Below are 16,384 nucleotides of genomic sequence, written 5' to 3'. Positions count from 1 at the left end.
GTCACCACCGTGCCCGAGCCGTCCGCCACGCCCGTGCCGGACCTGCTCGGGCGCGACTTCACCGCGAGCGAGCCGAACACCAAGTACGTCGGCGAGATTACCTACCTGCCGGTGGGTGACGGCGAGTTCCTGTATCTGGCGACGGTGATCGACTGCTTCTCGCGCCGTCTGGTGGGCTGGTCGGTCGCCGACCACATGCGCACCTAGCTGGTCGCCGACGCGCTCCGGGCAGCCGCCGCGACCCGCGGCAGCCTGGCCGGAGCCGTATTCCACAGCGATCACGGAGCGCAGTACACCTCCCACCAATTCGCCAATATATGCGCCGAGTTGGGAGTACGGCAGTCCATGGGCGCGGTCGGTACGAGCGCAGACAACGCGCTCGCCGAGAGCTTCAACGCGGCCCTCAAACGCGAGACGCTCCGTGGCGCCCGCCGCTTCGACGGGGCCCGCGCCTGCCGCCTGACCGTCTTCCGCTGGACCACCCGCTACAACACCCGCCGACGGCATTCCGCGAACGGACAGCAGGCACCGATCGTCTACGAGCAACAGTCAGCTACCCTGACGCTCGCCGCATAACGACACGAACAGGTGTCCACTCCCCGGGGACAAGGCCCGTCGTCCCCGGACTGCGGTAACGGTGTTCATCCGGCAGTTTCCAGCGGGTCGAGGGTGACGCGGCGGCCGAGGGGCCTTGAACCCACATCCTGGACACGGGTTATGTGGCTGTTGGCAGCGTAGTTGTTGACGTTGTTTCGGACAACGACCCAACCACTGCGAGAGCCATCCAGGTGCGCTGCGAACGACACTGCGCGTTGCACTGACGCCGGGCAGAAGCGCCACGCTCCGGAGCGGTTCACCGATGCCCCGGCCCGAGGCGGACACCGGTACGGCAATCGGCACAAGCGCCGATCTTCATCCCGTACGCCGCCTGAGCGCAAGCATCGACCTCGACGCCATACAGGACGCTGGCCGACGGCGCGCTACTGCCTGCCGCAACCAGTCGCTCCGCCAGGAACCGGCGCCGCCACTCGCGGACGGTGTCGGCGGCCACCTGCAACTCGCGGGCGACCGCAACGATGGGCGGTACCCCGGACCTGCACAGGCGAGCACGATCCGCGCGCGCAGGGCAACCCCCTGCGTGGACGAACACCCGCCCCGTCCACCGCGCCAACATCGCCCGCTCGTCATCAGACAACAGCAGCGGTTCCAGCTTCGGGCCCCGACGAGGAACTGACGCACCAGCAGAAGAAGTCAGCGTCCACCGCGCTGCATACAACGCACACTGATTGACAAGCATGACAAATATTGTCAAGCTCGTCTACGTCCATCCGAGCGTGGAGGTGGCTGGTTTGTCCTCGTGGTCTCTTGGTGACGTTCCTGATCAGCGTGGCAGGTCAGTGATCATCACCGGCGGCAGTACAGGCTTGGGTTTCCAGGCTGCGTCGATGTTCGCCGACAAGGGCGCGGACGTCCTGATCGCCTGTCGCGACGCGACCAAGGCGGCCGCGGCGGTCGATCAGATCCGGGCCCGCCGCCCAGCCGGAACCGTACGTGCCGGCTCGCTCGACCTCGCCGACCTCAACTCCGTGCAGGACTTCGCGCGCGAAGTCCTGGCGGGTCAGGAGCGCCTGGATGTGCTGGTCAACAACGCCGGCGTGATGTGGACGCCGTTGGCCCGTACGAAGCAGGACTTCGAGTTGCAGTTCGGCACCAACCATCTCGGACATTTCGCACTCACCGGCCTCCTGCTTCCCCTGCTGCTGCGCACTTCCAACGCCCGGGTGGCTACCGTGACGAGCCTGGCGCAGACGCAAGGACGCATCGACTTCGACGACCTGAACTGGCACACCCGCCCGTACTCGACGGGAGCCGCGTACGGGCAGAGCAAACTGGCGAACATGATGTTCGTCCTCGAACTCGACCGCCGGCTGCGCACCGCCACCCTCGCCCTGACCGCAACGGCATCGCATCCCGGCTGGGCCAGCACCGAACTGACCCGCCACTCACCCGCCCTCCTCCAGCGGGTGAGCCCATGGCTCGGCATGCGCCCGGACAAAGGCGCTCTGACCACGATGCGCGCTGCCACCGACGCCGACGCGTCCAGCGGAAGCTACTGGGGGCCGCGCCACTTCTTCGAGACCAAAGGCCATCCAGGCCCGGCACGGATCATCCGGCGCGCGCGTGACACCGCGGTCGCTGCCCGCCTGTGGGACGAGAGCACCCGGCTGACCGGAGTCGAGTATCACTGGGCCGCGACGGCCGGTCAGGCCGGCTGACCATGCCGGACACTCCGCAGCCTGCCGGGCGGCGAGACGGCATCGTCCGCACGGCCGTCGGCGTCTTCCTGCGTTTCGGGCCCCACAAAACCTCGATGGACGATGTGGCCCGCGCCGCAGACATTTCCCGGCAGGGTCTCTACCTGCACTTCAAGACCAAGAATGCCCTCTTCCGGGCGGTCGTGGCCCAGATGCTCGACGACCTGCGCTCAACGACCTGGCAGGCACTCGGCCGAGGCGATCTCACCCTCGAGGAGCGCCTTGCCGGAGCATTCGAGGCATTTCATGCCGTCACCGTCGAGATCGTCGACCGGGGAACCTACGCCGAGATGCTGCGGGCAGCACAAGCCTTCGCCGCGGCCCCGATGAGCCAGCTCGAACAAGACCTCGTCACCGACGTCGCCACTCTGCTGACGCAGAACGGGCACGCCAAAGCATGGGAAGCGGCCGGAGTGCCCGCCGCCGACGTCGCCCAGCACCTCTTCGACGCCTCGGCCGGAGCCAAGTACGAGTCGGCGACGCTCGACGAATACCGCCGACGGCTGCGCGTCTCCGTACGCGTCGTCACACGCCAATAGGGCTCCCGCACCTTCGCCACTGACCCCGTCCATCCTGTCACGCGGACGGCACGCCACCAGAGCCAGACCCGCCCAGAGGCAAACCCCGCCACGCTGATGGGGATTCTTCTTGATGGTGTCCCGCGTGATGGTGTAGGCGATCACGGTCCCTGACCCTGGATGTTGGACACCAGAGACACTCGGATCTTGATGGTCCGGGTGGACAAGGAGTCCCGCACAGATGGTGATGAAGCACTACCCGCAGCAGTTCAAGGCGGACGCGGTCGCGCTGTACAGGTCTCGGCCTGGAGCGACGATCAAGTCGGTCGCCGGGGACCTGGGGGTGAACACCGAGACGTTGCGCAACTGGATCCGGGCCGCCGACGGGCGGCGTCCCGGCTCGCACTCGGCATCCGGGGCAGCCGCGCCGCTGCCAGCTGCGGACTCGGTGCAGGCCGAGCTGGCCGCCACGCGGAAGAGGATCCGCGAGTTGGAAGAGGAGCGGGACATCCTGTGCAAGGCCGCGCGGTATTTCGCAGGTGAGACGCGCTGGTGAGGAGCTGTAAGGGAATTACTGCTGGTTTTGGCCCAACTTCGCCGCGCGGCATGGTAGATGGGCTGCCGTGGCCGGAGAAGATCCTCGCAGTCCTGGATGCGAAGTTCACGGAGGTGCTCCCGCACCTGGACGAGCGGCAGCGCCGCCTCTACCTGGCCGCCGAGGCCGAAGCCTTGGGACACGGCGGGATCTCGGTCGTGGCCCGGCTGGCCGAGATCTCAGAGTCGACCATCGCGCGCGGGCGGGACGAGCGGCGGTGCGTGGCGCACCATCATGTTGAACCAGTTGGTCATCGCGTTCGGGATGCCGTGGTGCCGGTGGTGACCAGGATGACGGGGCCGGGTTCGATGAGACGGTGAACCTGGTCGGGCGGTGCGGCTGAAGGTCCTTCAGGGTGATCATGTCTGCTCCCGGTGCCGTGCGGTCTGTGGCATCGAGTGTCGGCAGGCGGGGCACTGCTATGAACGTTGTTCCTGGGTGTGCCAGTGCCAGCCTCCGCCGGAGCTGGCATGCTCACATGTTCGCGTCCACCGCTCCTGCCCGGGCCTGCTTCGGCTGGGCGGCCATGGCCCTCAGTGTCTCGAAGGCGGTCGCCGTCGGGCTGGCCGGTTCAGCCTGGTAGACCACCAGCTGCTGGTGCGGGGCTCCGTTGACCGTGAAGGCCGCGAACTTGATGTGCAGGTCCCCGACCTGGGGGTGTTTGAGGTGCTTGCCTTCCTGGGACTTGCCCTTGACGTCGTGCAGTTGCCAGATCGCGGCGAACTCCGCGCTCTGGGCGGACAGTTGCGCAACGACCTCGGCGATGCGGGCGGATTGGGGGTGGTGGCCGTAGGCGGCTCTGATCTCGGCGACGCAGGAGTGCGCGGCCCGCTCCCATTCCTGGTAGAAGTCGCGCCCTGCCGGGTCGGTGAACACCATCCGGGCGAGGTTGTCGAACTTCTCGAAACCGCTGTGCAGGGCCGTGGCCAGGGAGTTGCCCGCCATGATGTCGAGGGCCGGGCCGACGACGAAGGCCGGAGCGTGGTCCCATCCGTCCAACATCTGCACCAGTTGATGGCTGACGTCAGCCTCGCCCCAGTCGTGCGGGCGTTGCGAGGCTGCCAGGCAGAGGCGGTTGAGATGGTCGGTGGACTCCGCGTCCAGTTTCAGCGCTTGCGCCACGGCGTCGAGGACCTGTGGGGAGGGGCTGTTCTCGCGGCCCTGTTCCAGCCTGATGTAGTAGTCGGAGCTGACTCCGGCGAGCAGCGCGACTTCTTCTCTGCGCAGTCCTGGCACCCGGCGCCGCCCGTGTTCGGGCAGACCGACGTCGTGCGGCTTCAGGACTTCTCTGCGGGCTCGGAGAAAATCGCCCAAAGGCGTCCCATTACTCATGCGGCAAGACTAGATGGATTTTGACCGGGGGGTAGCTCCGGTCGTGCAATATTACAGCTGGTCGCATGTTCGTCGCAGAGGGTGACTATTTACTGATGGTTCCGGAAGGGGGAGGGCAACTGAAACGCCAGGCTGTGGTCCGCCACTGCCTTGCCCCGTGGAGTCCGTAATCCTGGGTGCGATGCACCCACCGTCGGTGGAACTTTCCCGGGTGTTTTCCGCCTACCTTCGATGACATGGACAACGACACGCACCTTGACCCGGTGGAAGGGCTGGGTGAGTTTCTCCGCGCCCGCAGGGAGCGCCTGAGTCCCCGGGCGGCGGGACTGCCCGCCGTCGGCCGGCGAAGGGTGCCCGGGCTGCGGCGCGACGAGGTCGCAACACTCGCCGGGGTCAGCCTGAGCTACTACAGCCGCCTTGAGCAAGGCCGTGAGCTCAGCCCCTCGCCCAGGGTGCTGGAGGCGATGGCCCGCGTGCTGCAACTCGGCGACAAGGACAAACAGGCACTCTTCCGACTCGCCCTGCCGGGGGCCCGCCGTACCAAGGCACCCGTCCGGGTCGAGCGTGTCCGGCCGCACCTGCGGCAGCTGATCGAGAGCTGGACCGGGACGCCGGCCTTCATCATCGGCCATGCCCAGGACCTGCTGGCCACCAACGCACTCGCCGACGCCCTCTACCGCGACTTCGCGCAGCACGACAACGTGCTGCGCATGCTCTTCCTGGACCCCGCGGCGAAGACCTTCTACCGCAGCCCGGAGCGGGCCAGGCGCCGGGCGGTCGCCGACCTTCGGCAGACCGCCGCAACCACTCCGGAGGACCTCCGCATCCTGAAGCTGGTCGGTGAGCTGTCGGTGCGCAGCGGCGAGTTCCGCACCCTGTGGGCACGCGAGTACACCCGGGTCCCGCCCTACGAGATCAAGCAGGTCCATCACTCGGTCGTGGGAGACCTGGAGCTGCGGCACGAGGCTCTCAACATCCGCAGCGCCCCGGGACAGCAGCTCGTCATCCTGCAGGCCGAGGCCGGCTCCCCCTCCGCCGACGGGCTGGCCCTGCTGGGCTCCGTCAGCGCGCCCGACGTGCCGCACCAGCAAAACCCCACGCGCGACACCTGAACGCCATCCTGGGTGCAGGACTCCCAGGAAAACCGCTGCCTTCATATCCACGCGGGAGAGGAACAGACTCGAATACGTCAACAGGAAATCCCCCTCAAGGGGGAAAGCAACGAAAGAGGTATTTCCCATGGCTACGTGGTTTGTCACCGGTGCCTCCCGCGGAATCGGCGCGGAAATCGCCCGTGCCGCTCTGGCAGGCGGTAACAATGTCGTGGTCGCCGTACGAAATCCGGAGCGTGCACCGGACGATCTGAAAAGTTCTGACAAGGTCTTCGCGGTCGCCCTGGACGTCACGGACAACGACAGCATCCCGCAGGCGGTCGACGCCGCCGTGGAGCGGTTCGGCGGCATCGACGTCCTGGTGAACAACGCCGGCCGCGGGCTGCTCGGCGCGCTGGAGGAGATCACCGACGCGGAGACCCGGTCGCTGTTCGACCTCAACGTCTTCGGCCTGATCAACGTCACCCGCGCCGTGCTGCCCGTGATGCGCAAGCAGGGCTCGGGCCGGCTGGTGCACATCGGGTCCCGCTCCGGTTTCGAGGGCGAGCCGGGTGTCAGCCTGTACTCCGCCTCGAAGTTCGCCGTCGCCGGCATCAGCGAGGCGCTCTCCGCCGAGATGGCTCCGTTCGGAATCCAGTCGATGGTCGTCGAGCCCGGCGTCTTCCGCACCGACTTCCTGGACGCCAGCTCCCTTTCGGTCGCCCAGAACCGCATCAGCGACTACGACGACACCCCCGCGCACGTCACCCTGGACTGGATCGACCAGGCCAACCACGCCCAGCTCGGCGACCCCGTGAAGGGCGCCGCCCTCATCGTCGAGGTGGCCTCCACCGAGAAGCTGCCCACGCATCTCTACCTGGGGCGCGACACGCTGGAGCGGCTTGACGTCAAGTACCAGCAGGTGCAGGACGACCTCGCCCCGTGGCGCGAGAAGTCCGCCGCCACCGCGCACGACGACGCCTCACGCTGACGCTCTGCCGGATGCCCGACCCGTTCGGGCACCCGGAGCCTTCCCCTTCCCCCTCCTGTGATCGAAGAGACCGAGGTTTTGTGATGTCTGCTGCCCTGCTCACCGGTACCCCCCTCACCGGCCGCGTCGCCGTCGTCTCCGGCGCCTCCAGCGGCATGGGTGCCGTCACCGCCGAGCGCCTGGCCGAACTCGGCGCCACCGTGGTCGTACTGGCCCGGCGCAAGGGGCGTCTGGACGGTGTGGTCAAGAACATCGAGGCCGCCGGCGGGACCGCGCTCGCCCTGGCCGTCGACGTGACCGACCGCGCTGCCGTCCAGTCCGCCGCCGCCGAGGTCGCCGAGCGCTTCGGCAAAGCCGACCTCGTGTTCAACAACGCCGGTGTCCAGCTCATCTCCGGCATCGAGGAGCTCAAGGTTGACGACTGGCAGCGCCAGATCGACCTCAACATCGGCGGCCTGATGAACATCATCGCCGCGTTCGTCCCCCACCTGACGGAGTCCGCCGCCGAGGGCAAGCCCGCCGACCTGATCAACACCTCGTCGATCGCGGCCACCCGCATCCTGACGAAGTTCTCCGTCTACTCCGGCACCAAGGCGTACATCAGCCACCTCACCCGGCTGCTGCGCGTCGAACTCGGCCCCAAGATGGTCCGCGTGGCCACCATCGAGCCCGGCATGGTCGACACCGAACTCCCCGACCACGTCACCGACCCCGACGCCTCCAAGCTGATGGCCGACCTCATCCACGACATCGACGTCCTGCAGAGCACCGACATCGCCGAGACCGTCGCCTTCATGGCCGCCGTCCCGCGCCACGTCAACCTCACCGAGATCACCATCCTGCCCACCGCCCAGGCCATCTGAGCGGACCGTCCCGGCGTGGTGGGAGAGAGCAGCCCAATGCTGTTCTCTCCCACCACGCTTTCATCCGTCGAGCGAACTCAAGAGGACCCGACATGAACATCACGGTGATCGGACGAGGGCGGGTCGGCGGTGACCTGGCCCGGCTCCGCGCTGCCGAGGCGCGCCTGCGCCTGGCAGCCGCCGTCGCCGGAGTAGGAGAACACGGCGAGGTCGGGGTGGGAGTTTTGACCGTAGTCGGCCACGGCGACGCCGCGGCGCCCCCGGCGGCGCGAACGCCGTGTCACCGGACGCCAACGGCTGCGTCCTTCTCGCCCGAGCCGGAACCGCCGACAGGCTTTCGCACGCCAACCGGAGTGCCGTATCTCGTCTTCTTGCCGAAGGTGACGCTCAGTCGAGCACCAGTGTGGGAGGGGTCGGAGACGCGGTCGGTACGCCCGTCGCAGCGCGGTGCCGAGAGCGAGGGCCGTACGGTCCTCGATGTCCCGGACCATACGCGGGGCCGGTCCAGAAGCCCGACCAGATAGGGGACCGAGTAGAACCACGCGATTTGGGTCCCGATCACGACGACGCTCACCGTGAGGGCGGCGAACGTCGCCTGGATCAGGGAGACGGACGTCAATGCCCGCACCACCGGGGGCAGTTGGATACCGGCCAGGATGAACAGCGCACTGTTGACCAGATAGCTGGCCACTTCCCAGGAAGCGACGGCCTGGATACGGGCACGGGGACCGATGACGCGAAGGCCAAACCGGGTGGTTACCAGGCCGCAGGTGACGACAGCGAGGACGCCGGCGCGCGGCATGCCCCGGCGACGGCGGCGACGGCCGCGGCGTCGGTCGGGGCCAGGACGGCGCCGAGGACGAAGGCGACGGGCCGGCCGTAGCCCAGCGCGTGGGCAACGACCGCAGCGGCGGCGGCCGTTGCCAGGACCAGCCCGGTGGGCTGTAGGGCGATGCTGCGGAAGTTGTCCCGGATCTCGCGCTCGCCGCCGGGCTCGCCCTGGGCGTCCTGCCCCGCCCTGCGCCGCCACGGTGGCGGCTACGAGCCCGCCGGTGATCACGGCACGCGGTCCGTGGCGGTACGAGAGGGAGCCGGCGAGGAGGAATCCGGCGGCGTAGGCGAAGCCGAACGCCGTCGCGGTTCAGGTGACCTGCTGCGGTGTGGTGCCGAGCATGGTGGCCATGGAGTGCAGCAGGGCGAGGACGGTGTACCTCTGGCCGACCATCAGGACGCCGGGTGCGGTCCCCAGGGCGATGGTCGGTGCGGCGGGGGCCCAGTAGGGCGCCTGGTCCGGGGTGCCGGGCGCAGCCGCAGTGTCCCGAGGGGAAGTAGTGGGAGTGGGGTGGGACATGGGAACTCCAAGCGGGTCCCCGGCCGGAAGGAAGGGACGAGAAACGGCCCGGGGACCACGAAACGGGGAGGGACAACGTTTAGACAGCCGGAGTGTTCAGCACGTACTCGCGCGAGGTGTGCACCTCGCCGCGCAGGGCGGTCAGGTTGACGTCGAGGACCTGTCCGTCCCACTTGCGGGGCTCGCCGTTGATGAGGACGGCGCTGATGTTGCGGGCGTCGGAGCCCAGCACGATTGTGCCGATCGGGTCGTTGAGGGGCATGTTGTTGAGGTCCTCGGCCCGGATGACCAGCAGGTCGGCCTTCTTGCCCGGAGTGAGTGAGCCGGTGACGCCGGCCAGGCCGTTGGTGCGGGCGCCCTGGAGGGTGGCGAAGTCGAGGACATCGTGAGTGGTGATACGGGAAGGCTGACGGTCGGTGCCGTAGGCGGCGTTGACCGCGCGCATCCGCTGGATGACGTGCAGGGCCCGCATCTGGGTGAACATGTCGCCGGCCAGGGCGACTTCGACGTCGGTACTCAGCCCGGGGCGGATACCGACGGACAGCGCCTCATCGACGGCGGGGACCGCGGTCTCCAGGCCGATCTGGGCGTCGGAGGTGGGCGCGAGGGCCACGGTGGTGCCGGATCCGCCCATGGCCTGCCACGCCTCGGTGGTCAGCCCGGTGGAGTGGATGAGGGTGACGTCGGGGCCGAGGACGCCGTCCTTGGCCCAGCGCAGGACCGCGTCGGAGGAGGCGGTCCCGAAGACGGCGTCCACGCTGACCCCGATGCCTAGCTCCTGGGCGACACGGGCGAGTTCGGGGCCGTAGGCGAGCGCGGGTCCGGCGATCTCGTCGGTGGCCAGGGTCGCCAGGCGCAGTGTGAGCAGTTGGTCGTCGCTGCTGAAGTACCGCTCCTTGAGACGGGGCAGGTCGCCGGGCCACTGCCGGTCCCAGTCACCGAAGTGCGGGCCCATGGAGGCATGTACGCCACGTATGCCGGTGTCGCGCAGCGCCTCGACGGCGGCATCGGAGTGCTCGCGGGTACGGGAGTTGTGGGAGAAGTCGAGCATGGTCGTGATACCGCTGTCGATCGCGGTCAGGGCGGCCAGTCTGGTGCCGATGTACATGTCCTGGGGCCGGTAGACCGTGGCGTAGCCGGCGAGGGTGGCCATCACATAGCCGCCGAGGTCGTCGACGTCCGGCATGATCCGGCGCAGTTGGGCCTCCCAGGCGTGCCGGTGAGTGTCGACGAAGCCGGGGGTCAGGATCGTGCCGGTGGCGTCGACGACCACGGCGTCCGCCGCGTCGAGGTGGGGGCCGACCGCGGTGATCGTGTCGCCCTCGACGAGGAGGTCGCCGCCGTCGACGACACCGAGGCCGGGGTCCATGGTGACGACGGTCGCGCCGGTGAACAGGATGCGTCGCCGGTCGGCTGGTCGGCGCCGGATCTCTTCGAGGACGGCGGCGCTGGTGGTGTCGTTGAGGTTCATGAGGGGCCTTCTTTCGGTACGACAGAGGGAGAGGGCGGGCGGAGAGGGGGGCGGGAAAGTCAGCCGAGCTTCATGACGTAGCCCGCGTGGTGGAGTTCGTCGCCCTGGAACGCGCCGTAGGCCCAGAAGCCCAGGTCGTCCAGGTAGTCGATGCGGTCGCCGTCGATCCAGTAGCGGCCCTGGTAGGCATGCGGGCGGCCGCCCCGGGTCTCGTCGTAGCGGCCGTCGGCGGTGAGTTCCTGGTGCAGGAAGTCGTTCCGGTCGATCCAGACACCGACACGCGGGCTGCCGGTCAGGTCTGCGGCGGCCGGGATGCCTGCCGCGGGTGCGGCGGCACGGCCGGGGACGGCGGTACCGGCCCACAGGACCGGCCGACCCGCCGCGACGAGCGCGCGAACTTGCTCCGGCCGGGACAAGAGTGTGGCCACCGCACTCTGCACGTCGTCCGCGAGTTCGTCGGGCACCACCAGGAAGTCGGCGGGGTTGCCCGGGGCCAGCGTCGCGACGTACTCCGAGCGGCGGCCGCGGCCGCCGGCCAGCGCGATGGCGTCCATGACGGCGGGGACGACGGTCGTGCCGGTGCCGTCGACGACGATGGCGTTGTCGTCCCCGGCCGCGGTGACGATGCCAGGGCCGACCCCCACGATCAACGAGCCGACGAACAAGATGTCGGCGCGGACCATGGCCCCGATCAACGGGTCCAGCGTCAGGATCCGGGCATTGGTGAACAGGACGGGACGCCCCTCGTCGTTCGAGAGGATCTCGTCGAGAGCCTCGGGGTTCCAGCTCACGGTGCCGGTGGCGGTGATGGTCATTGCGTGCTCCTCGATAGAGTCGCCTCATCGGTGTGTCCGCTGCGGAAGTGAGCGTCGACACGGGCCCGAGGCGAGTGTCCGGCGGCTACGGCAGCCGCCGGACCACCAGGTTCGTCGCGCGGCGGAACCGGAACCAGGCCGCTCTGTCCCCAGGTGTCGGGCACCCACGATCCGGCCGGCTCACGATGCTGGGTGCGCGGCACCCAGGAAGCCCTCACCTGGGGAGACGGCGGCCTGGTTGCCACCGGCCGGCGGGCCGATCGTAGAGGCGTGACCAGCAACGACACGCTCCCCGACCCGCACCCGTACGTTGGGATGTGGGTGACCGCCGACAGGTTCATCCGCCAGGAACTGCTGCCGAACGGCCGCTACGACGAGGCCCGTGGCAACCGGCCGAGCGCCTACACCGGCAGCTACACCGTCACCGGCAACCACCTCGACTACGTCGACGACACTGGCTTCACCGCCACCGGCGACGTCCGCCACGGCGTTCTCTACCACGAGCACCTGGTGCTCTACCGCGAGGGCGACGAACGCGCCTGGCGGGAGACCTGACCATTGCCAAGGTTTCGGTCCCCACATCACAGGGCCATGCTCAAGGACGGGGTCTGTCCAGCGATTACGGGACAGAGCCGAAGACTGTACAGACCCGGTCCCGACCGCCGCCCATCCTCCCGGCGTTGGCACCTTCCTGTCTGGAGGACCCGTCGCCCCCTCGCGCTGAGGAACTACCGGAGGGGACGGCGGGGACGCGTACCGCTCCGGCATCTGACAGAGCGCGACGAAACACGGGCTGCGTCAACGCTGTCGGCTCACCTGCCGGGCACGGCTTCCGTGAACCGGACCGAAGTTCCGCAGCAGATCTGGCACACGCCAGGCTGCGCGCCAGGCGTTGTCGACGGTGATGCCAGCTCCGGAGCCGTGCGCCGGAGGCTGGTCACGGCCGGTGACGCCGACTGGAGCCTGTAGCCTCCCACGCACACCAACTGGGCGGTTGAGTAACGGGTGACCCGTCCGCGCCCCGCCCCCATCGGAGCCAAGACCCTCATGGGCCTTGAGGCTGCCCTTTACGACGCCCCGCTCGATGAATGGGCGTACGAAGCGGCCGGTGAACCGGTTGAGGGCTACGCGGAGACGACGAAGGCTTGATCTTGGATCATGCCAGCTGACCTGCGGTTTCCTTGATCCCCTGGTCTTGCGGTCCGTACCCGGTCCGCAGTCCGCCGAGCACCGCGTCCATAACGGCCCGGGTGCGGTCTTCTTCGTCCGGCCGCAGGTGGGCGTAGACCCGCAGCGTGATGGCTGCGGACGCGTGGCCGAGGACGAGCTGGACCTGCTTGACGCTCGCTCCGCCGGCGATGAGCGCGGAAGCGAAGAAGTGGCGCAGGTCGTGGGGCACCGTGTGCGACGGCTCGACGGGCTTGCGTCCCTCGCGCTCGGCCGTCTCGTTCTCCTCCGCTTGGAGCGCCCTGGGGCGCAGTTCCACTCCGTCTTCCAGCGGCGATAGTTGAGGGGCCTGGTCGAGATCGGTGTCGACCAGATAACCCACCGTCGACTCCCCGGCCCCCTCACGCGCACGATCGGCGAGTTCGGCTCCTTCCCCGCCCGGGGGACCGCGGCCGCTGCCCCCGTCGTGGCGCGCCACTGGCCGACACCGGCCGCATTGACAAGTCCTTCAGCCCGGCCGGCCACGCGCCCGGCACCGCAGCGTGACCCGACTGCCGCCCGGACCGTCACCGCGGTACGCGGTGACGGTCCGGGCGAGCGATCCGCGCCACCAGCGCAGAGGCATGGCCGAGCGCCTGTCGCGCGCGTCCTCCGGGCATCGGCTGATGATGGGAGTACGACCGAAACGTGGAGCTGATCATGACGGGTTGGCGGGTCAGGGACTACGCCCAGGACGATCTCGAAGCGCTGATCCGAGTCGACATGGAGAGCGGCACGACCGAGGAGCCGCCGCTCTTCCCGCTCTCGGACGCCGTGACGGCTCTCCAGGGCCGCCACCCGGCTGTGGTGGCCACGGCCGACGACGTGCTGATCGGCGCCGCGGTGAGCAGGGTGGAGGGCGAACGGGCATGGATCCTGCTCATCTGCATGGCGCCCGGCTGGCGGCAGCGCGGGCTGGGCAGTGCCCTGATCACCGCCCTTGAGCAACGGCTCTTCGCCGCTGGCATCCGGGCAGTGCACGCCGTCCTGCCCGAGGGCGAGACCGGTGCCACCGCCCTGCGCAACTGCGACTTCGGCGCCCGCACCGGGCTGGTCTTCTTCGAAAAGCGCGGGCCGGTGACTCCGCAGTCGGCCGGCACGCTGTCCTCGCTCGGAGCAGAGCTGCCGCCGGGGGGACTGTGGCAGAAGGTCGCGGGCATGCAACGGGAGAAGCAGCTCATCGAGCGGCGCCTGGTCCTGCCGCTGGCCCATCCCGAACTGGCCGCCCAGCACGGAGTGGAACTGCCACGGGCGGTGATGCTGTTCGGCCCGCCCGGGACCGGCAAGAGCACGTTCGCGCACGCGATCGCCAGCCGCCTGGGATGGCCCTTCCTCGAACTGTTCCCCGCCCGTCTGGCCGCCGAGTACGGCCTGGCGACCGGTCTGAACCGGCGTTTCGACGAGATCGCCCGGCTCGACCACGTCCTCGTCTTCATCGACGAGGTCGAGGAGATCGCCGGCGAACGCGGCGGCGCGGACGCGACCGCTGTCGGCGTCGTCAACGAACTGCTCAAGGCGATCGTCCGGTTCCGAGGTCAGGACGGACGGCTGCTCGTCTGCGCCACGAACAACGTGACTACACTCGACTCCGCGTTCCTGCGACACGGCCGCTTCGACTACGTGCTGCCGATCGGCCCTCCCGACCACACCGCCAGGACCGCGCTGTGGGAGAGCTACCTGGCCCGAGCGGGCGCGCGGGCCGACAGCGCGGTTCTTGCGTCCGCCAGCGAGGGGTTCACCCCCGCCGACATCGCCCATGCGGCGCGAACCGTCTCCCAGGCCCAGTTCGAGCGCACCTTCGACACCGGAACCCGAACCGCCCCCACCACGGACGACTACCTGGACACGATCAGCGGCACCAAGCCCACGGTCAACACCGCCATGGCCCAGGAATTCGCCCAGCAGACGGAGAAGTTCGCCCGCATCTAGCGTCCTGGCCGACGGGGAGTCGATCTGCGACGGAGGTTTCAGGTCGGCGTAGGCGGCTTGTCGCTGCCCGTATCGATGAGGATCTGTTTGGCCTCGATGACGTTGTCGGCCCATACCGCCCTGGCCACCGCGGCGTGTGCCGCGTCAGGCGACGTGCCCGAGAGACCAGTATCAGGGAGCAACAGTCCCGTTCCCCCAGGGTGATGAGGACGGTGTCGTCACCGACCGGGAAGGGGTCGGTGCGCACGACTCGGTCGTCGACCATCACCCGGGTCGGCAGTTCGTCCCAGGCACTGCTGTCCAGACCGACTCGGGTGACAGGCCCGAAATACTCGGTCAACGCGGAGATCAGCGAGGGAAGCTCGGCACCGATGTCCCGGGACCGCGGGCACCATGCACCGTCCAGGATTCCCTCGCGTGCGTGTGCCGTCTCCACCCGCAGCAGTGCCGTGCCGGGTTCCACCGACCGGTGGACGTTGTCCGGCAGGAGCCTGGGGAGGTCAGGGGTGTCTGAATCGGCCATGGTGTCCGCCCGTCCGCAGAGAGCAGTGCGACCGCAGAGCGGGCGACCGCGATACGACCCTGCTACCTGGCAATACTCCGCACGACGCTCGCGCGAGCACCTCGCCGCAGGGCGCGGTTACGGAAACAGGCAACGGCTCCGGCGTATACCCGCCGGAGCCGCCCTTCCAGGTCATTGCACGTGAGCGTGCGCCGACCCGCTTCCCACGTTACGCCAAGGATTACTCGGGCATAAGAAATCCTTGCGAAGGTTCACTTCGGTCCGAGAGGCCGACGCGGCGGCTCAGCCACGCCCTTCCTCTTCCGTCTCCATCTGCCGGATCCCCTGGTGCGTCAGCGTGATCATCGCGGGCGTGTTGCCCCTCCCCCAGTCCACGACGACCCAGCCTTCGCCCGCCAGATACATACAGGCAGCGGCCATGTCCTGCTCAGGGATACCGAGGTCGATGCGGAGCTTCGCCCCATTGACGCCCAGGAGGCGATTGCCTTCGGCGGCTTGGTACAGAGCCTGCATGATCCTCTCGCGGTACGACTTCCGGTCTCGCAATATCGCCATGACGCGCCTTCCTCTACCGCCCGCGGTCGGGCCGAAGTCGATGTGATCCGCGGTCGCCGTCGCGGTGGAGCACGTCGGAACGGTCGCGTCCCCCGCCGACCGACGCTGCCTCCGGGTCCGGCGCCCGACCCCCGGCAGGACATCGCTGTAGTGGAAGGCAGCGATCCGTTCATCATGCTGACCGTTGAACCGGTGGATCAGAACGACTCCGACGACGATCAGAACATGGTTCTCTCACCTCCACCGACCGGCGGGCGAATGCCCTGTCGAGCTGATGGGCCAGGGAGGCCAACGGTCGACCTGCTCCGCCGTCGGTCTCCCACGCCTCTTCCCTGATCCGGGCATCGATGCTGTCGGCCACTTCCCCCGGGGCCGGGGCATCGATGCCGTCGACGGCCATAGCCGTGCGCCAGCATCCGCACCGGTTTCCGGCGGAATCACCAGCACATCCCTGCGGCCAGCAGTGGAGAAAAAGGTCAGTCTGTGCGGATCTTGCTCCTCGGTGGACCAGCCCACATGCACCGTGCGCCCGGTGACGGACACCCAACGCGGGATGACGGGCCAGTAGGCCGGGTTCACCGTGATACGCGTGATGCGACCCCAGAGGTCGCCCAGTGCGGCCGTCAAAAGTGGCAGCTCACGGGTGAGGTCACGGGAGCGAGGCCACCACATGCCGTCCAGCCCTCCGGGCGCCGACGTCAGAGACAGGCGAACCGGCAGCAGCGGCGCGCGCCTGCCCGATGTCGTACGGTCGATGGTCACGGACATGGCGCGAACCTGCCCCGGGCTCGTGAGCGGCCCGGCGTTGTCGATCGCCGGAAACGGCACC

General features: G+C 68.7%; 15 protein-coding genes and 4 pseudogenes. 10 read left to right on the top strand and 9 right to left on the bottom strand.

Features of this window, described 5'->3' with window-relative positions:
- The 5 genes and pseudogenes from ACFC09_RS39950 to ACFC09_RS39930 all read left to right on the top strand — a co-directional run.
- Positions 1-576 (top strand): annotated as a pseudogene (locus ACFC09_RS39950) (IS3 family transposase); the annotation flags it as partial.
- A gap of 719 nt (positions 577-1,295) precedes the next feature.
- The gene (locus ACFC09_RS39945) at positions 1,296-2,276 is read left to right on the top strand and encodes an oxidoreductase (RefSeq protein WP_376536952.1); all 981 of its coding nucleotides are present in this window, start codon (positions 1,296-1,298) and stop codon (positions 2,274-2,276) included.
- Positions 2,277-2,278: 2 nt separating this feature from the next.
- Positions 2,279-2,854, top strand: a complete 576-nt coding sequence (locus ACFC09_RS39940) for a TetR/AcrR family transcriptional regulator (RefSeq protein ID WP_376536950.1) — start codon at positions 2,279-2,281, stop codon at positions 2,852-2,854.
- Positions 2,855-3,074: 220 nt separating this feature from the next.
- Positions 3,075-3,389, top strand: a complete 315-nt coding sequence (locus ACFC09_RS39935; protein ID WP_376536948.1) for a transposase — start codon at positions 3,075-3,077, stop codon at positions 3,387-3,389.
- A gap of 50 nt (positions 3,390-3,439) precedes the next feature.
- Positions 3,440-3,631, top strand: a pseudogene (locus ACFC09_RS39930) (ISAzo13 family transposase); the annotation flags it as partial.
- 271 nt (positions 3,632-3,902) lie between these two features.
- Here ACFC09_RS39930 and ACFC09_RS39925 read toward each other — a convergent pair.
- Complete coding sequence (locus tag ACFC09_RS39925) at positions 3,903-4,760, bottom strand: helix-turn-helix transcriptional regulator (protein ID WP_376536946.1); 858 nt, start codon at positions 4,758-4,760, stop codon at positions 3,903-3,905.
- Positions 4,761-4,996: 236 nt separating this feature from the next.
- Between ACFC09_RS39925 and ACFC09_RS39920 the strand changes: the two genes are divergently transcribed.
- The 3 genes from ACFC09_RS39920 (at position 4,997) to ACFC09_RS39910 (ending at position 7,705) form a co-directional block, all read left to right on the top strand.
- Entirely contained in the window at positions 4,997-5,872 is an 876-nt protein-coding gene (locus ACFC09_RS39920) for a helix-turn-helix transcriptional regulator (RefSeq protein ID WP_376536943.1), read from the top strand.
- Positions 5,873-5,999: 127 nt separating this feature from the next.
- Entirely contained in the window at positions 6,000-6,842 is an 843-nt protein-coding gene (locus tag ACFC09_RS39915) for an SDR family NAD(P)-dependent oxidoreductase (RefSeq protein ID WP_376536941.1), read from the top strand.
- A gap of 80 nt (positions 6,843-6,922) precedes the next feature.
- Positions 6,923-7,705, top strand: coding sequence for an SDR family oxidoreductase (locus ACFC09_RS39910; protein WP_376536939.1), 783 nt, complete (start codon positions 6,923-6,925; stop codon positions 7,703-7,705).
- Positions 7,706-7,985: 280 nt separating this feature from the next.
- On the opposite strand, the gene ACFC09_RS39905 is transcribed toward ACFC09_RS39910, so the two are convergent.
- From ACFC09_RS39905 to ACFC09_RS39890, 4 genes are all read right to left on the bottom strand, one after another.
- Entirely contained in the window at positions 7,986-8,507 is a 522-nt protein-coding gene (locus ACFC09_RS39905) for a hypothetical protein (RefSeq protein ID WP_376536937.1), read from the bottom strand.
- A 339-nt stretch (positions 8,508-8,846) separates the two neighbouring features.
- A complete protein-coding gene (locus ACFC09_RS39900; protein WP_376536935.1) occupies positions 8,847-9,056 on the bottom strand; it encodes a hypothetical protein in 210 nt (69 codons plus the stop codon).
- Positions 9,057-9,135: 79 nt separating this feature from the next.
- The gene (locus ACFC09_RS39895; protein ID WP_376536933.1) at positions 9,136-10,527 is read right to left on the bottom strand and encodes an amidohydrolase family protein; all 1,392 of its coding nucleotides are present in this window, start codon (positions 10,525-10,527) and stop codon (positions 9,136-9,138) included.
- Positions 10,528-10,586: 59 nt separating this feature from the next.
- Positions 10,587-11,342 carry an Atu4866 domain-containing protein gene (locus ACFC09_RS39890; RefSeq protein ID WP_376536931.1) on the bottom strand — a complete coding sequence of 252 codons (756 nt, stop codon included), beginning with the start codon at positions 11,340-11,342 and terminating at the stop codon, positions 10,587-10,589.
- Positions 11,343-11,612: 270 nt separating this feature from the next.
- On the opposite strand from ACFC09_RS39890, the gene ACFC09_RS39885 reads away from it, so the two are divergent.
- Entirely contained in the window at positions 11,613-11,897 is a 285-nt protein-coding gene (locus ACFC09_RS39885) for an Atu4866 domain-containing protein (protein ID WP_376536929.1), read from the top strand.
- A 601-nt stretch (positions 11,898-12,498) separates the two neighbouring features.
- On the opposite strand, the pseudogene ACFC09_RS39880 reads toward ACFC09_RS39885, so the two are convergent.
- Positions 12,499-12,860: pseudogene (locus ACFC09_RS39880) on the bottom strand (tyrosine-type recombinase/integrase); the annotation flags it as partial.
- A gap of 348 nt (positions 12,861-13,208) precedes the next feature.
- Here ACFC09_RS39880 and ACFC09_RS39875 point away from each other — a divergent pair.
- Entirely contained in the window at positions 13,209-14,477 is a 1,269-nt protein-coding gene (locus tag ACFC09_RS39875; RefSeq protein WP_376536927.1) for an ATP-binding protein, read from the top strand.
- A 38-nt stretch (positions 14,478-14,515) separates the two neighbouring features.
- Here the strand turns inward: ACFC09_RS39875 and ACFC09_RS39870 are convergent.
- The 3 genes and pseudogenes from ACFC09_RS39870 to ACFC09_RS39860 all read right to left on the bottom strand — a co-directional run bounded on the left by ACFC09_RS39870 (position 14,516) and on the right by ACFC09_RS39860 (position 16,227).
- Positions 14,516-15,000 (bottom strand): annotated as a pseudogene (locus ACFC09_RS39870) (DUF5994 family protein).
- A gap of 282 nt (positions 15,001-15,282) precedes the next feature.
- Entirely contained in the window at positions 15,283-15,555 is a 273-nt protein-coding gene (locus ACFC09_RS39865; RefSeq protein ID WP_376536925.1) for a hypothetical protein, read from the bottom strand.
- Between the two features lie 234 nt (positions 15,556-15,789).
- The gene (locus tag ACFC09_RS39860) at positions 15,790-16,227 is read right to left on the bottom strand and encodes a DUF5994 family protein (protein WP_376536956.1); all 438 of its coding nucleotides are present in this window, start codon (positions 16,225-16,227) and stop codon (positions 15,790-15,792) included.
- Between the last annotated feature and the right edge of the window lie 157 nt (positions 16,228-16,384).

This window comes from Streptomyces sp. NPDC056161 (assembly GCF_042268025.1).
GTDB lineage: Bacteria > Actinomycetota > Actinomycetes > Streptomycetales > Streptomycetaceae > Streptomyces.
Note: the sequence above shows the minus strand (reverse complement) of the source record. Positions and strands in the feature narration are given on the sequence as shown.